Source organism: Dyella kyungheensis (assembly GCF_049913195.1).
GTDB lineage: Bacteria > Pseudomonadota > Gammaproteobacteria > Xanthomonadales > Rhodanobacteraceae > Dyella > Dyella kyungheensis.
The window spans coordinates 1,179,786-1,194,839 of the sequence record NZ_CP183983.1 but is presented as its reverse complement, the minus strand read 5'-3'; the positions used below and the strand labels follow the sequence as shown (position 1 = coordinate 1,194,839).

The following is a 15,054-nucleotide window of genomic DNA, read 5'->3' as shown; positions in this document are numbered from 1 at the left end:
CGTTATCCGCCAACTGCTCACTTAACCCGGCAGCTTGAAGTGGGCCACCGAACGACGCAGGTCGCTCGCCAGCTGGGCCAGGTAACCGATCGAATCGGCCGTCTGGCTCGCGCCCTGCGAGGTCTGCGAAGTGATTTCCTGAATCGCATTCATCGACACGGAAATATCGGTTGCCGCCGTGGACTGCTGGCGTGCCTGCGTGGAGATGTTCTGAATCAGTGCGGACAAATCGTGCGAGACGCGCTCGATGTCGCCCAGCGCGCTACCCGCGTCCTCGGCGAGTCGGGCACCGGCCACCACTTCGGCGGTGGTCTGTTCCATCGAGTTCACCGCTTCGTTGGTATCGGACTGAATCGTCTGCACCAGCGTTTCGATTCGCTTCGTCGCGCTCGCGGAGCGTTCCGCGAGGCGCTGCACTTCGTCCGCCACCACCGCGAAACCGCGGCCCGCTTCACCGGCGGACGCTGCCTGGATGGCGGCGTTCAAGGCGAGGATGTTGGTCTGCTCGGCAATGTCGTTGATCAGTTCCACGATGGAGCCGATTTCCTGCGACGACTCACCCAGGCGCTTGATGCGCTTGGAGGTTTCCTGGATCTGGTCGCGGATCGAGTCCATGCCCGAGATCGTCTCGCGCACCACTTCGGCGCCGCGCGAAGCGATCTTCACCGAGCGCTCGGCCACGTCGGCCGATTCGGCGGAGTCCTTCGACACGGTATCCATCAAGCTTGCAATCTGGTTGATCGCGGTGGTCGCCGTGCTGATGCGCTGGGCCTGGTTCTGCGCCGATTCGGCCAGGTGGCGCGCGGTGGTCTGCGTTTCCTGGGCCGAGGAGGACACCTGCTCCGACGTCTCGTTGATCGTCGTCACCAGGGTGCGCAACTCGTCGATGGCGTAGTTCACCGAGTCGGCGATGGCGCCCGTGATGTCTTCGGTCACGGTGGTCTTGACGGTCAGGTCACCTTCGGCGAGCGAACCCATTTCGTCCAGCAGGCGCATGATGGCCTCCTGGTTACGCTGGTTGAGTTCGGTCGACTCCTGGAAGCGGCGGCGTTGGTCGGACACCAGCTGCACGATAAGCACGGCCAGGAAGGCGGCCGCACCGATCGCGCCGAGCACGCCCCACCACAGGTTCGGGAACAGGCGGCGGGTCGGCAGCTTGCCGATCTGGTCGGCCAGTTCGTTAGCGCGCAACAGCACGTTTTGCGAGTCGAGCGAGGCCTGGTTGCCGGCGCGCTTCACATCGCCCAGGTTGCCTGCCGCGCTGACCAGCTTGCCCACCGGATCCTGCAGGTTGTCCCACTGGGCCTGCATGTCGGTGAGGATCTTGCGCGCGTTGGCATCCGTCATCGAACGCACGCCCACTTCGGCGTTGCCTTCGAGCAGACCCTTGAGCACCGAGCCGTACAGCTGGCCGTCGCGGGCGAGGCCGTCGGCGGCGGGCTGCGAGGCTTCGCCACCCTGCAGCACTTCCTGCACTCGGCGGATCATACGGTCGGCCAGCAGCATCTGGCGGGCGGAGGTGTAGGTCTGCTCAGCGCTGCCACCGCGCTGCTGCAGGATGTTCACCACCTGCTCCATGTTGGAGTTGAGCACCGGCAATTCGCGACCCAGGGTGGCCGCGCGCTGCGCGGAATCCACCACCAGTGCCTTGTTCGACAGGATCTTGCCGATGTCCGCGTCGAGCTGGCCCCACGCGTTGCTGAGCGCGCTGACGGCGCGCCCGGCGGGCGTGGCGTTGTTGTCGGCATACGGTTTCATGCCGCTCTTTTCATCGCCCTTGTTCAGGCGCTGAACGGCCGCATCGATGGTGTTGCGGTTGGTCTCGAGTTCCTTGAAGGAATCCGCGTTACCGTCCGTGGCCGCTTCCAGTGCCAGCTTTGCCGTCTGCTGCGACAACACCTGGATCTGGGTCGTCAGACCCGTTGCCTGGGTGTCCTCGCGGCCACGCAAGGTCAGCATGGCAAAGTCGACACCCGTGAAACCGAACGCAATGACCAGCGCAATGATGAGGCCTGTATAACCTCGCTCTTTGCCCACGCCCCCTGTAGTGCTCATTTCGTTCACCTCGCCCTTCTACGCCTCGCCGCCCATGCCGGCGAAGGCGTCGGATCATCGCCCTGATTCCGGCCTTGAGCAGCGCCGGTCCTACTTATGGTTCAACGTTGCGCGTCAGGCCGCAGCCTGACGGAAGTCCGGCGCACGAACCAGCTTGCCCATACTGAACACAGCCAGTCGCGAATCGCCTACACGATCATCCACGAAACGTGCCAAACGCGGGTCGTCTTCCTGCTCGGCCTGGCGACGCTGCTCCGCGTCGACCGTACGCTGCCCGAAGACTTCATCCACCATCAGCGCCACGCTGCCCGCACCCTGGCGCACCACCAGCAGGCGGGTGCGTTCGGTGGACAGCGTGCGTTCGCCAAACAGGAAACGTGCCAGGTCGATCACCGGCACCAGGTTGCCGCGCACGTTCGCCACGCCCAGCAGCCAGGGCTGGGTGCCCGGCACCGGCGTCAACGAGGGTACCGCCAGCAGTTCGCTGATCTCGTCGATGCCGCTGACGAACAGGCGGCTGCCCGCACGGTAACCAATGCCGCGCCACAGACCCGGGGCCTCGAGGCTTTCCGGCGTACCGGAGGCGTGCGCCAGCGAAAGGCGCTCGTACCGGGCGAGGATTTCGAAGGGCGTGAGCGAGGCGGTCTGACTCATGGTCGCCTCACGCAGCGCTGGGCAGCAGATCGTTGATGCAGGCCAGCAAATCCTTCTCGTTGACCGGCTTGGTGATGAAAGCCCGCGCACCCTGGCGCAGCCCCCACACACGGTCGGTCTCCATGGACTTGGTGGTGATCATGACGATGGGAATGCTCGACGTCATCGGGTCGCGCGTCAGCGTGCGCGTGGCCTGGAAGCCGTTCATGCCGGGCATGATGACGTCCATGATGACCAGATCGGGCTTCAGTTCGCGCACGCGCTCAATGCCTTCTTCGGCGTTGCCGATGGAATCGACCTGGTAACCCGCGCGCTCGAGCAGCGTGGTGAACACGCGCACGTCGGTCGGCGAATCGTCAATGATAAGAATATTGGCCACAGGCCCCCCTCAGACCCTGTAGTCGTCCGACTTAAACCGTAACGACATGTCGATGGATTGCACCCAGCAGTTCGTCGCGCGTGAACGGCTTGGTCAGATATTGTTCCGCACCCACGATGCGCCCGCGTGCCTTGTCGAACAGGCCGTCCTTCGAGCTGAGCATGATCACGGGCGTCCCGCGGAACTGCGGGTTGTTCTTGATCAGCGCGCACGTCTGATAGCCGTCAAGTCGCGGCATCATGATGTCGACGAAGATGATCGCGGGCTTCTGATCGGAGATTTTGGCTAGCGCCTCGAAACCGTCCACCGCCGTAAGCACGTCGCAACCTTCTTTCTTCAACAAGGTTTCGGCGGTACGACGGATGGTTTTCGAGTCGTCGATAACCATGACCTTCAGGCCGGCCAAGCCATTTCCACTTATGTTCAAGTTCACAACACCCCCCTGCGACCCGCCCCTGGCTCAGGTAAATCGTGCAACCGCCAACCGGTGGACCGGCGATGCCCTGTGTAAATACCAACCGCACGCCTGTGAAGACGTACGGCAAACGTTCAGCCGGCAGGCACTCGTTCGTGCTGTTTACCGCCTGCCCGGCGTGACGTCAAGGAGAATTCTTAAGTTAAGCGTCCTACGTCATTGAATTGAACGGTTTGTCGCCATGGGGTACCGACCGTGGGGCGGACGGGCATGCTTCCCTGGGGCGATCATCCCATCTCATCCACGCGTACGGGAGTCTCTCTTGATCGTTGGAGCATTCAACGCAATCTCTCAGAGCCTGGTCAACATCTCCTCGTGGCCCGCGCCGGGAGCTGTTTGCGCGCAGGACAAGGAAGAACGAGGGAGTGTACGTCCGTACATGACCGAGTGATGACGCCGGCCTGCGGGCAAACAGACCCGACCCGGAGGGTTGTTCTTGATTGGCCGCCAGGCGGCAGCGCGCGGCTTGACCTGCCAGCCAGGCAGGCGCTGCGCCACGCACTACCACCTGGCGGCCAATCAAGAACAACGCGGGCCACGAGGAGATGTTGACCAGGCTCTTAGGCTTCGGACGACATACACTGCCACGCCATCCGCCCGCCCCAGGCCGGACGCGCATGGTGAACATGCACCACTACCGGAGAATGACGATGACCCTGAAGGTCGCCGTGCTGATGGACCCGATCGGCTCGATCAAGATCGCCAAGGACACCACCTTCGCCATGCTGCTGGAGGCCCAGCGGCGCGGCCACAGCCTGTTCTACATGGAACAGGGCGACCTGGCTGCCCGCAGCGGCGAGCCCTGGGCGCGCCTGGCGCCGCTGTCCGTGCGCGACGATGCCTCGGGCTGGTACATGCTGGGCGAGCCGGCCTGGCGCGACCTGCGCGAGATGGACGTGGTGCTGATGCGCAAGGACCCGCCGGTCGATCCGCAGTTCATCTACGACACCATGGTGGCCGAGCTGGCCGAGCGCGCCGGGGTGATGGTGGTGAACCGCCCGCAGGCGCTGCGCGACTGCAACGAGAAGCTGTTCGCCATGCACTTCCCGCAGTGCATGTCCCCCACCCTGGTGAGCCGCGACGCGGCCGACATCCGCGCCTTCGTGGCCACCCACGGCGAAGTGGTGCTCAAGCCGCTGGACGGCATGGGCGGGCGCGGCATCTTCCGCGTGAAGGCGGGCGACAGCAACCTCAACTCCATGCTGGAAACCCTGATCGCCGCCGGCCCCAAGGGCGAGCACAAGCAGTTCACCATGGTGCAGAAGTTCATCCCCGAGATCAGCTCGGGCGACAAGCGCATCCTGGTAGTGGACGGCGAGCCGGTACCGTACGCACTGGCGCGCATTCCCCAGGGCAGCGACTTCCGCGGCAACCTGGCCGCCGGCGGCCGCGGCGAAGGGGTGCCGTTGAGCGAGCGCGACCGCTGGATCGTCTCCCAGGTGGCGCCGGAACTGCGCCGCCGGGGCCTGCTGTTCGTGGGCCTGGACGTGATCGGCGACTACCTCACCGAGATCAACGTCACATCGCCGACGTGTGTGCGCGAACTGGATGCACAATTCGGGCTTAATATCGCGGGTCAGCTCTTCGATGTGATTGAGCAAAACCGACTCGGAACCCGCGCCGCGTGAGCCAACCTGCTGTCCGCACCGGCGCCGACATGTTCGGCGCCACGATGCTTTTCTCGCTGTTGCTGCACGGCGTGGTGATCCTGGGGATCACCTTCACCTATGTGAAGGCCAAGCCCAGCCTGCCCACGCTGGACGTGACCCTGGTGGACGTGGCCAACCGCGAAGCGCCGGACAAGGCCGACTTCCTGGCCCAGGCCAACAACAGCGGCGGCGGCGAGAGCGACAAGGCCGCGCGCCCGTCGCAGCTGGTTTCCGGCGCCCTGCCCCGGCCCACCAACGGCGTGGCGCCCCAGCCCATCGAGGCCAGCGCGCCGCGCCCGCAGGAAGCGACCAACGACAAGCTGCTCACCACCACGGGCAACAGCCACTACAGCGTCAACACCGAGAGCGCCAAGCTCGAGCAGACAACGCAGGACCTGCCCGAATCGCCCGCCGACGTGAAGCGCCACCAGGAAATGGCGCAGCTCGCCGCCGAGGTGCGCGACAAGAGCGAGCAGTACGCCAAGCGGCCGAAGAAGAAATTCATCTCGTCCAACACCAAGGAATACGCCTATGCCGCCTATATGCGCGGCTGGGTGGACCGCGTCGAGCGCGTGGGCAATCTCAACTATCCGAACGAGGCGCGCCGCCGCGGCCTGCATGGCGACGTGCTGCTAACCGTGACGCTCAACCGGGATGGCTCGGTGAAGGACATCACCATCGTGGACAGCTCCGGCCAGCCGCTGCTGGACGCCGCCGCGCAGCGCATCGTGCGCCTGGCCGCGCCGTTCCCCTCCCTGCCGGCGGACAAGGAGCGCATCGACGAGCTGAACATCACGCGCACCTGGCAGTTCATGCCCAACGACACGCTGCACAGCCGTTGAGTGAGGAGCGGGTGAACGCAGCGACGCACAGCGCGCTGCTTTCGCTGTTTGCTCACCTCGCTTAACCCAGCGCACATGACCGTGGGCGGCCGGCGCGTTCAGGGCATACAATGCGGCCATGGCTTCCTCCCTCTCCAGCCCGCAGTCTCTCGCCGGTCAGTTCCTGATCGCCATGCCCAGCCTGGCCGAGCCGCCGTTTTCGCGCGGCGTCGCTTTCATCTGCCAGCACGACGAAGACGGTGCGGTCGGTCTGCTGGTGAACCAGCTCTCCGAATACCGCCTGGGTGATGTGCTCACGCAGATGAAGCTGGAGTGCAATGACCTGGAGCTTGCCGATGCGCCCGTGCTGATCGGCGGCCCGGTGCAGCAGGAACGCGGTTTCGTGCTCCATCGCGAGCCGGGGCATTGGGAGTCGAGCTACCGCATCAACAACGAATGGTCGGTGACGACCTCGCGCGACATCCTGGTTGCCATGGCGCATGGCGAAGGCCCGCGCCTGGCCATGATGGCTCTGGGATATGCCGGCTGGAGTGCCGGTCAGCTGGAGCAGGAACTGAAGGACAACACCTGGCTGACCGTCGAAGCGAGCGAGCGCGTCGTCTTCCATACCCCGCTGGAAGAGCGCTGGAGCGCCGCCGCGGGCCTGGTCGGGGTCGACCCGCTGCAGTTGCCAGGTTACGCAGGGCACGCATGAGCTGTGTGTTCGGGTTCGACTACGGCAGTCGCCTGATCGGCGTGGCCGTCGGCAATCGGTTTACCGGAAGCGCACGCGGACTTGCCGCCATTGCGGTGCGCGATGGCGATCCCGACTGGTCGACGCTCGACGCGCTGCGCAAGGAATGGCTGCCCGAGACCCTGGTGGTCGGCCTGCCGCTCACGCTCGACGGCGAAGAGCAGCCGGCCAGCAAAGGGGCCCGCCGCTTCGCCGACAAGCTCGGCCAGCGCTACAACCTGCCCGTGCAGCTCACCGATGAGCGCTACAGTTCGCAGGAAGCCGCGCAACGCTTCGCCAGTGCGCGCGCGGCCGGCCTGAAGAAAAAGCGCGATGCAGCCACGATCGATGCCGAAGCCGCCGCGGTCATTCTCGAACGCTGGCTGGCCTCAGCCGATACCACCGGACCCTAAGCACGGACTTCCGCCCGCCATGAGCCCTCGCCTGCGCCACCTCACCACCCTGGAACACCTGCCCCGCGAGACCATCGAGCGCCTGCTCGATCGTGCCGAGTCGATGCGTGAGGGTTGCGCGCATGGCACGCGCAAACTGGAGCTGCTCTCGGGGCGCACCATCCTCAACCTGTTCTTCGAGCCGTCCACGCGCACGCGCACCTCGTTCGAACTGGCCGCGCGCCGGCTCAGTGCCGACGTGATCAACTTCGACATCGGCTTCTCCTCCACCAGCAAGGGCGAGGCACTGTTCGACACCCTGCACACGCTGGAGGCGATGCATCTGGACGCCATCGTGGTGCGCCACAAGATCTCGGGCACGCCCGAAGAACTGGTGCGCCATGCCATGAGCGGGGTCTCGGTGATCAACGCCGGCGATGGCAATCGCGCGCACCCGACCCAGGGCCTGCTCGACGTACTGACCATCCGCCAGCATCGGCCGGATTTCAAACAGCTCACCGTGGTGATCTGCGGCGACGTGAAGCATTCGCGCGTGGCGCGTTCGGACGTGCACGCGCTCAAGGCGATGGGCGTGAAGGAAATCCGCCTGTGCTCGCCCAAGGCGCTGATGCCGCAGGAATCGGAATTCCCGGGCTGCGTGATCACCGACGACTTTGACGCCGCCGTCGAAGGCGCCGACGTGGTGATCATGCTGCGCCTGCAGAAAGAGCGCATGGCAGTGACCGATCTTCCCGACGAAGCGGCCTACTTCCAGCGCTACGGCCTGGACAACCGCCGCCTCGCCCGCGCCGCCAAGGCGGCCCTGGTGATGCATCCGGGACCGCTCAACCGCGGCATCGAAATCGCCCCCGAGGTGGCCGACGGCCCGCAGTCGCGGATCCTGGAGCAGGTCGGCAACGGCGTGTTCGTGCGGATGGCCGTGCTGGCTGAGGTTCTGGGCCGCTAAAAGCTTGCCACCTAAGGCTTTCGGCCACAGCCTGATAAGGCAGTGGCTCACCGCGGAATGCTGCGAATACAGGCATAATGCGCGGCGCAACACCACCTCACTCAAGGGATTAGACATGCGATCGACGACGCGCATTGCCGCGCTGGGCCTCGCCGGTGTCCTGCTGGCTGCATGCCATCACAAGGACAAGGACGCTCCCCTCGCCTTCGTACCGGCCGATACGCCGTACGTGGTGGCCAACCTCGACGTGCTGGACGACGACACCCGCAAGGCGCTGCTGGCCCAGGCCAACGCCCAGCTGCCGTCGGAACTGGTCCAGCTGCGCTCCGCTGCCGACGAGATGGCGGAAAAGGATCCGGATCTGTCGCGCCTGTTGAAGGCCCTGATCGCCGAGCTGGATGGCAAGACCATCGAGACGTTCGCGCAGAATGCCGGCCTCAACATCAAGGGCCGCTCGGCCGTCTACGGCCTGGGCCTGGCGCCGGTGGCGCGCTTCGAGCTGGTCGATCCGAAGGCCTTCGACGCCTTCGTCGGCCGCCTGGAAGCGGCCTACGGCAAGCCGTTCGATACCGCCACCGTGGGTGGCCAGAACTACCGCAAGCACGTCACCACCGACGGCGGCCTGCAGATCGTGATGGCCGAAGTGGGCAAGCAGGCGGTCGCCGCCATCCTGCCCGCCGACGCACCGGAGGCCACGCTGCGCCTCGCCTTCGGCCTGGATCGTCCGGAGAAGAACCTGCAGGACGACGGTCGCCTGGAAAAGCTCGCCAAGGCGAAGGATTACCAGCCGTGGGCGATCGGCCAGGTCGATTTCGCCCGCCTGCTGCCGCTGGCAGCGAGCGGCAAGGATCCGCTGTTCAATGTACTGCTCAAGGCCCACGCCGAAGCCGAGTCGGCCAAGACCGGCGAGCCGGTGTCCAATCAGCTGAAGGTGTCGCCGGCTTGCGAAAGCGAGGCCACGCGCATCGCCTCGCGCGTTCCGTCAATGAGCTTCGGCTACACCAAGCTCGACGAGAAGCACCAGAACATCCGCTGGGATGTGGCGCTGGCCGACGACGTCACCAAGGCCTTCAGCGGCATGAAGGTGGAACTGCCGGGCCTGGGTGCCGCGGGCACCGCGCCGTTCGACGTCAGCATCGCCGTGCCGATCGCCCAGCTGCGCACCTTCTGGGGCGCCCAGGCCGAAGCGGTAGCCGCCAAGCCCTTTACCTGCCCGTCGCTTACCGACCTCAACGAAGGCTTCGCCAAGATCGGCCTGATGACGCAGCAGGCGGCCGTGCCGCCGGTCGGCGACCTGCTCGGCCTGCGCGTGGCGCTGGACAGCTTCGAGCCCGGCGGCAACAACGCCATGCCGAAGTTCAGCGGCCGCATCCTGATCGGCACCTCCAACCCGGCGGGCCTGCTCGCCATGGCGCAGATGGCCGCCTCGGGCCTGCAGCAGCTGAAGCTGACGCCGGACGGCAAACCGGCACCGCTGCCGCCCGAACTGACCGCACCGCTGGGTGCGCCGGTGTGGGCCGCGATGGGTCCGAAGGCGCTGGCCCTGGCCGTCGGCCAGGGCGAGGACGTGAAGCTGGGTGAACTGCTCAATGCGGCTGGCGGCGACGCCGGTCGCATGGGTCGCCTCAGCCTGAGCGGCGAGATGTACCAGGCCTGGGTGAAGGCCATGGCGGACAAGGCCGAGCACATCGCTGAGCTTACCGCCGGCTCGGCCGACGACCCGGAAGCCCAGGCTGCAGCCAAAGCCACGGCAGCCCGCTCCAAGGCCCAGTTCGAATCGATGGAAGCGCAGGCCGCACGCATCAAGTCGCTCAACGGCGAGATGCACATGGAAAGCGCCGGCCTGGTGATCACCAGCCAGACCGAACTGAAGTAAATCTTCCATCCTGCGTGGAAACGAAAACGGGGCGCCAAGGCGCCCCGTTTTTTTCCGCAAGTCGTGCCGACTAGATCGACAGCGCAGCCCGGCGCTGCTGCCGCACGAAGCTCAGCCCCAGCGCGAGCGCCAGCAGCAGCACCACCACCACGAAGATCACCAGGCCGAGATGGTCGCCGTGCATGCCTTGCTCGAAACCGGCGGGCAAGGTCTCGCCCTGGGTCAGTTCCATCGCCGACATGCCGGTGTAGTGCATGCCGCATACCGCCACGCCCATCACCAGCGCACTGCCCAGCATCTGCAGTTTTCCGCGCAGGTTGAAGGCCAGCCACAGCGCGGCCATGGATGCCACGATGGCAATGCCCACCGACAACGCCACCAGGCTGCCGTCATAGGACACCAGCGCCGAGGTCAGCATCGCGGCCATGCCCAGGTAGTGCATGCCGGCGACGCCCAGCCCCATCAGCACGCCCGCGAACAGCAGGTTGATGAAGCGGAACCTGCCGCTGCCCACGATCGCCAGGCCCAGCGAACAGGCGACGATGGCAATCAGCGCCGACACCGTGGTCAACCACATGTCGAAGGTCACCTGCGTGCCCATGTTGCAGGCGAGCATGGCGATGAAATGCATGGCCCAGATCGCGCCGCCGCCCATCGCGGTGCCCGCGGCGAGGATCGCGCCCCAGCGCTGGCGCGCGTTCTGCGCGAGCGGAATGCCCAACGCAAACTGCAGCGCGGTAAACGATCCCAATACGGATACCGCATAGGACAACCCGACCAGCACCCCGTTGTAATGCTGATGCATGTCTTGCATGAAGCTTCCCCTTCGTTGGTTACGGACGCCCAGCGATGTTTGCCGCACTGCTCCCCGCGGCCATCAATGGGATATGTCGAACACGCACATGGCAGCGCCGCTGCTATGGCAGCTGGTTTCGCGTACGAACACCGTTGGCGTTTCCACCGAATCGGCCAGCAGACCCTCGATAAAACCGCAAAAGAACCGCCCGCCTGAGGCACCACCGGGCTGACAAAGCGGACAGCCGCGCAGATGCAACTGATGATCGTGCTGCTCGACCGTCACCAGCCCGCGCAATGCCGGTACGGCGATGCGTCGCAGCGCGTCGGTCATCCCCAGCTTGGCGCCGAGCGCGAAGTCGCGCTTGTAGACCCAGGCGCCCGTGCGCCGGCCCGCGAGATAAAGCGAGGCATCGCGCGCTTCATCGGCCACGGCGTATTCGAGATTGATCAACCAGGGAAAAATACGCGGATAGTCCTTGGCCAGATTCGGCAGCATCCGCTCGACGCGCGCCACATCGGCGCCCACGGCAAGCGGTGCGGCGTCCTGCGCGGGCAACGGCGGAGGCGCGGGCCGAGCGGCTTCGATCAGCGGCGCCACCGGGGCCATCGGGGCGCTGGCCGTCCCCGCAGCAACGCCCTCGGCGAATGCGGGCCGCGAGGATTCGAAACTGAGCACCCGGGGATGCGTGCCCAGCGCTTCTTGCAGCGCCAGTTGCCGCTCGTCCGGTCCGCGCAGAAGCAGCGTGAGACACGCGCCTTGCGCATCCGGAACCAATCGCTGGCGCACGAGTACGTGCCCGTACTCCGTCACCACGCGACCCAACTCCACCAGGAGTCCTTCCCTACGCTCGGAAACCACCCGAACTTCCAACTCGGCCATGATTCCCCCCGAAATCAAGCCAGCACGGAATGTGCTACGCCTCGCAAATCTGCCGTATAGCCGTCCGTTTCACAAAGGCACATATTCCATTTCAAGACGCAGTTCACAGACTCATCAAACCTTCACATCAATGGCGTCAGCACACAGAAAGCTAACGCGCATGCTCCCCACCCGATTCATCGCGATGATCATCGCCATGGCCCCGGCCTTCGCTGCATGAGCGCAGTTTCAACGCGTTCCTAACACCGTTTTGGCATGCGTAATTGCGTGCTGAACGGATTTATTTGCGAGCCATCTCCGATTCATCTCGAAACTGTTTGGATAGCTCCACGGATGCCGCAGCACGCGGCGACCGTCTGTCTCATGGACAGCGCTTTCCCATCACAGGAGATTCCCCATGCGCACGAACAACCTGTTTCGCAAGTCGCTGATCGCCGCTGGTCTGGTGGTTGCCTTCTCGGCCATGCCTATCGCGCAGGTTGCCGCCCAGGACGCCATGCAGAAGTCGTCGGACAACCAGACGGTTCCGGACAAGACTGCCGATACGTGGATCACCACCAAGGTGAAGTCGGAGCTGGCGACCACCAAGAACGTGAAGAGCAGCGATATCTCGGTGACCACCATGGACGGCGTCGTCACGCTCACCGGTACGACCGCCAGCGCGGCGGAGAAGACCAAGGTCGAGGCCGTCGCCAAGAAGGTGAAGGGCGTCAAGAGCGTCGATGCGAGCGGCCTGACCGTCGCCGACACGGCGAAGTAAGCACGCGCGCCGCGATGCGGCCGCTGAAACGACGAAGGAGCCCTCGCGGGGCTCCTTCCTTTTTGCTCGATGGGACCCGCGATCAGCGGTGCAGCAGGCCGCCGCCGAAGTTCTGCGAGTCCTTGGTTTCCTCCAGCTCCACCCCGTCCAGGCCCTGCGACAAGGTGTGTGCATCGCCGCCCTGGGCAAGCTTGATGCGCAGGCGCACTTCGTTGGAGCTGTCCGCGTGGCGCAGGGCATCCTCGTAGGAAATCTCGCCAGCGTGATAGAGCTCGACCAAGCTCTGGTCGAAGGTCTTCATACCGAGATTGGTCGATTCCTTCATCACTTCCTTGAGCTTGTGGATCTCGCCCTGGCGGATGTAATCCTGCACCAGCGGCGTACCCAGCAGCACTTCCACCGCCACGCGACGCGCCTTGCCGTCGGGGGTGGGGATCAGCTGTTGCGCCACCACCCCCTTGAGGTTCAGCGACAAGTCCATGAACAGCTGCGAGCGGCGGTCTTCCGGGAAGAAGTGCAGGATGCGGTCCATCGCCTGGTTGGCGTTGTTCGCATGCAGCGTGCACAGGCACAGGTGACCGGTTTCGGAGAAGTTGATCGCGTGTTCCATCGTTTCACGCGTACGCACTTCGCCGATCATGATGACGTCGGGCGCCTGGCGCAGCGTGTTCTTCAGCGCGTTGTCCCAGCTGTCGGTATCGATGCCCAGCTCGCGCTGCGTGATGATGCAGCCCTCGTGCTTGTGCACGTATTCGATCGGGTCTTCGATGGTGATGATGTGGCCGGTCGAATTGGCGTTGCGGTAGCCGATCATCGAAGCCAGCGAGGTGGACTTACCGGTACCGGTACCGCCCACGAAGATGATGATGCCGCGCTTGGTCATCGCCAGCTGCTTGATCACCGGCGGCAGGCTGAGTTCCTCGATTGTCGGGATCTTCGACTCGATGCGACGCAGCACCATGCCCACGCAGTTGCGCTGGTAGAAGCACGACACGCGGAAACGGCCCACGCCCTGCGCCGAGATGGCGAACTGGCATTCGTGGGTCTTTTCGAACTCTTCGCGCTGCGAGGGCGTCATCACGTTCAGCACCATGTCGCGCGACTGCTGCGCGGACAGCGGGCTCTGGGTGATCGGCACGACGCGTCCCTGCACCTTCATCGACGGCGGCACGCCGGCCGTGATGAACAGGTCGGAGGCCTTCTTGTGCACCATCAACTTGAGGAAGGAGGTGAAATCGAAGTCGCTCATAAGCCCTCCGGGCGGTTAGTGGTGAACAGTAAATAGTGAATGGAGAAAGCAGGACGGCAAGTTCGTTCTTAGCCTTTACCATTCACCCTTTACCATTTACCCCTTGAAAATGTCTTTGTTGCGCGCGTAGCCCATCGCCTGCTGGCGCGTCACCAGACCGCGCTTCACCAGGTCCTGCAGGTTCTGGTCGAGCGTCTGCATGCCGTGCTGCTGGCCGGTCTGGATGGACGAGTACATCTGCGCCACCTTGTCCTCGCGGATCAGGTTGCGGATCGCGGGGATGCCGACCATGATCTCGTGCGCCGCGATACGTCCGCCGCCCACCTTCTTCAGCAGCGACTGCGAAATCACCGCGCGCAGCGACTCGGACAGCATCGAGCGCACCATCGGCTTTTCGCCGGCGGGGAACACGTCGATGATGCGGTCGATGGTCTTGGCGGCCGAACTGGTGTGCAGCGTGCCGAACACCAGGTGGCCGGTTTCCGCCGCGGTCAGCGCCAGGCGGATGGTTTCCAGGTCGCGCAACTCGCCGACCAGCACATAGTCGGGATCTTCGCGCAGCGCCGAACGCAGCGCCTCGTTGAAGCCATGCGTGTCGCGATGGACTTCGCGCTGGTTGATCAGGCACTTCTGCGAGGTGTGCACGAATTCGATCGGATCCTCGATGGTGAGGATGTGGCCGTATTCGTTCTTGTTGATGTGGTCGACCATCGCCGCCAGCGTGGTGGACTTGCCCGAACCGGTGGGACCGGTCACCAGGATCAGGCCCTGCGGCTGCTCGATCAGTTCGCGGAACACGGCCGGCGCAGCCAGGTCTTCCAGCGTGAGCACTTCGGACGGAATGGTACGGAACACCGCACCCGCGCCGCGGTTCTGGTTGAACGCGTTGACGCGGAATCGCGCCAGGCCGGGAATCTCGAACGAGAAGTCGACCTCGAGGAATTCTTCGTAGTCGCGGCGCTGCTTGTCCGACATGATGTCGTAGATCAGCGAGTGGACCTGCTTGTGCTCGAGCGCGGGAATATTGATGCGGCGAACGTCGCCGTCCACGCGGATCATCGGCGGCAGGCCAGCGGACAAGTGCAAGTCCGAGGCCTTGTTCTTCACCGAGAAGGCAAGCAGTTCGGCGATATCCATCTGGTTTCCCCTTGAACCCGATCATCTGGATGGCAGGCCCCGGGGCGGAAGGCGGTTCCCCCGGACGCGACGATGCGGCGCGCTGGCGCCAAGCCGTCCGACAGGTCCATTCCCCGTTCCCAAGCTGCGGCCCGATACTACTAGCCGTGCGGGCCGGGCCACCAGTCTTTCCTTTGGCCGTAAGCCGCAAACTGCGGACCAGGTTGGAAGTTGCACTGCCGAAGGCTGG

15 protein-coding genes are annotated in these 15,054 nt (G+C 64.7%); 7 read left to right on the top strand and 8 right to left on the bottom strand.

Translation table 11 applies throughout. From position 1 onward, the window contains the following. Positions 1 to 21: 21 nt before the first annotated feature. From ACN9MB_RS05135 to ACN9MB_RS05120, 4 genes are all read right to left on the bottom strand, one after another. Positions 22 to 2,055 carry a methyl-accepting chemotaxis protein gene (locus tag ACN9MB_RS05135; protein ID WP_204635013.1) on the bottom strand — a complete coding sequence of 678 codons (2,034 nt, stop codon included), beginning with the start codon at positions 2,053 to 2,055 and terminating at the stop codon, positions 22 to 24. Positions 2,056 to 2,169: 114 nt separating this feature from the next. After that, positions 2,170 to 2,709, bottom strand: coding sequence for a chemotaxis protein CheW (locus ACN9MB_RS05130; RefSeq protein WP_204635012.1), 540 nt, complete (start codon positions 2,707 to 2,709; stop codon positions 2,170 to 2,172). Between the two features lie 7 nt (positions 2,710 to 2,716). Further along, positions 2,717 to 3,088: a response regulator gene (locus ACN9MB_RS05125; RefSeq protein ID WP_204635011.1), complete on the bottom strand. Its 372-nt coding sequence runs from the start codon at positions 3,086 to 3,088 to the stop codon at positions 2,717 to 2,719. Between the two features lie 31 nt (positions 3,089 to 3,119). Beyond that, positions 3,120 to 3,476, bottom strand: coding sequence for a response regulator (locus ACN9MB_RS05120; RefSeq protein ID WP_019464684.1), 357 nt, complete (start codon positions 3,474 to 3,476; stop codon positions 3,120 to 3,122). A gap of 737 nt (positions 3,477 to 4,213) precedes the next feature. Here ACN9MB_RS05120 and gshB point away from each other — a divergent pair. From gshB to ACN9MB_RS05090, 6 genes are all read left to right on the top strand, one after another. After that, positions 4,214 to 5,191 (top strand): glutathione synthase, encoded by a 978-nt coding sequence (gene gshB, locus ACN9MB_RS05115; protein ID WP_204635010.1) that lies wholly within the window; start codon positions 4,214 to 4,216, stop codon positions 5,189 to 5,191. Further along, positions 5,188 to 6,054, top strand: coding sequence for an energy transducer TonB (locus ACN9MB_RS05110; protein ID WP_338030967.1), 867 nt, complete (start codon positions 5,188 to 5,190; stop codon positions 6,052 to 6,054). Before gshB ends, ACN9MB_RS05110 begins: the two co-directional genes overlap by 4 nt. Positions 6,055 to 6,172: 118 nt before the next feature. Next, positions 6,173 to 6,748 (top strand): YqgE/AlgH family protein, encoded by a 576-nt coding sequence (locus ACN9MB_RS05105; RefSeq protein ID WP_204635009.1) that lies wholly within the window; start codon positions 6,173 to 6,175, stop codon positions 6,746 to 6,748. Next, a complete protein-coding gene (gene ruvX / locus ACN9MB_RS05100) occupies positions 6,745 to 7,179 on the top strand; it encodes a Holliday junction resolvase RuvX (protein WP_426270996.1) in 435 nt (144 codons plus the stop codon). Before ACN9MB_RS05105 ends, ruvX begins: the two co-directional genes overlap by 4 nt. 19 nt (positions 7,180 to 7,198) lie before the next feature. Then, the gene (locus tag ACN9MB_RS05095; protein WP_426270995.1) at positions 7,199 to 8,125 is read left to right on the top strand and encodes an aspartate carbamoyltransferase catalytic subunit; all 927 of its coding nucleotides are present in this window, start codon (positions 7,199 to 7,201) and stop codon (positions 8,123 to 8,125) included. A gap of 115 nt (positions 8,126 to 8,240) precedes the next feature. Beyond that, positions 8,241 to 10,001, top strand: coding sequence for a hypothetical protein (locus ACN9MB_RS05090; protein WP_426270994.1), 1,761 nt, complete (start codon positions 8,241 to 8,243; stop codon positions 9,999 to 10,001). A gap of 70 nt (positions 10,002 to 10,071) precedes the next feature. Here ACN9MB_RS05090 and ACN9MB_RS05085 read toward each other — a convergent pair whose 3' ends face one another. Next, positions 10,072 to 10,815: an MHYT domain-containing protein gene (locus ACN9MB_RS05085; RefSeq protein ID WP_426270993.1), complete on the bottom strand. Its 744-nt coding sequence runs from the start codon at positions 10,813 to 10,815 to the stop codon at positions 10,072 to 10,074. Positions 10,816 to 10,878: 63 nt separating this feature from the next. Further along, the gene (locus tag ACN9MB_RS05080) at positions 10,879 to 11,679 is read right to left on the bottom strand and encodes a hypothetical protein (protein WP_426270992.1); all 801 of its coding nucleotides are present in this window, start codon (positions 11,677 to 11,679) and stop codon (positions 10,879 to 10,881) included. Between the two features lie 397 nt (positions 11,680 to 12,076). Here ACN9MB_RS05080 and ACN9MB_RS05075 point away from each other — a divergent pair, with 397 nt between their 5' ends. Further along, complete coding sequence (locus tag ACN9MB_RS05075) at positions 12,077 to 12,439, top strand: BON domain-containing protein (protein WP_204635003.1); 363 nt, start codon at positions 12,077 to 12,079, stop codon at positions 12,437 to 12,439. Positions 12,440 to 12,521: 82 nt separating this feature from the next. Here ACN9MB_RS05075 and ACN9MB_RS05070 read toward each other — a convergent pair whose 3' ends face one another. Beyond that, entirely contained in the window at positions 12,522 to 13,688 is a 1,167-nt protein-coding gene (locus tag ACN9MB_RS05070) for a PilT/PilU family type 4a pilus ATPase (RefSeq protein ID WP_046970393.1), read from the bottom strand. A 96-nt stretch (positions 13,689 to 13,784) separates the two neighbouring features. Continuing rightward, positions 13,785 to 14,825: a type IV pilus twitching motility protein PilT gene (locus ACN9MB_RS05065; RefSeq protein ID WP_204635002.1), complete on the bottom strand. Its 1,041-nt coding sequence runs from the start codon at positions 14,823 to 14,825 to the stop codon at positions 13,785 to 13,787. Positions 14,826 to 15,054: the final 229 nt, after the last annotated feature.

What these genes read in the sequence shown, in the direction of transcription:
- ACN9MB_RS05135 (WP_204635013.1), bottom strand. Translation starts at nt 2,055, where the DNA reads ATGAGCACTACAGGGGGCGTGGGCAAAGAGCGAGGTTATACAGGCCTC.
- gshB (WP_204635010.1), top strand. Translation starts at nt 4,214, where the DNA reads ATGACCCTGAAGGTCGCCGTGCTGATGGACCCGATCGGCTCGATCAAG.
- ACN9MB_RS05065 (WP_204635002.1), bottom strand. Translation starts at nt 14,825, where the DNA reads ATGGATATCGCCGAACTGCTTGCCTTCTCGGTGAAGAACAAGGCCTCG.
- ACN9MB_RS05120 (WP_019464684.1), bottom strand. Translation starts at nt 3,476, where the DNA reads ATGGTTATCGACGACTCGAAAACCATCCGTCGTACCGCCGAAACCTTG.
- ACN9MB_RS05105 (WP_204635009.1), top strand. Translation starts at nt 6,173, where the DNA reads ATGGCTTCCTCCCTCTCCAGCCCGCAGTCTCTCGCCGGTCAGTTCCTG.
- ACN9MB_RS05085 (WP_426270993.1), bottom strand. Translation starts at nt 10,815, where the DNA reads ATGCAAGACATGCATCAGCATTACAACGGGGTGCTGGTCGGGTTGTCC.
- ACN9MB_RS05080 (WP_426270992.1), bottom strand. Translation starts at nt 11,679, where the DNA reads ATGGCCGAGTTGGAAGTTCGGGTGGTTTCCGAGCGTAGGGAAGGACTC.
- ACN9MB_RS05075 (WP_204635003.1), top strand. Translation starts at nt 12,077, where the DNA reads ATGCGCACGAACAACCTGTTTCGCAAGTCGCTGATCGCCGCTGGTCTG.
- ACN9MB_RS05130 (WP_204635012.1), bottom strand. Translation starts at nt 2,709, where the DNA reads ATGAGTCAGACCGCCTCGCTCACGCCCTTCGAAATCCTCGCCCGGTAC.
- ACN9MB_RS05095 (WP_426270995.1), top strand. Translation starts at nt 7,199, where the DNA reads ATGAGCCCTCGCCTGCGCCACCTCACCACCCTGGAACACCTGCCCCGC.
- ACN9MB_RS05090 (WP_426270994.1), top strand. Translation starts at nt 8,241, where the DNA reads ATGCGATCGACGACGCGCATTGCCGCGCTGGGCCTCGCCGGTGTCCTG.
- ruvX (WP_426270996.1), top strand. Translation starts at nt 6,745, where the DNA reads ATGAGCTGTGTGTTCGGGTTCGACTACGGCAGTCGCCTGATCGGCGTG.
- ACN9MB_RS05070 (WP_046970393.1), bottom strand. Translation starts at nt 13,688, where the DNA reads ATGAGCGACTTCGATTTCACCTCCTTCCTCAAGTTGATGGTGCACAAG.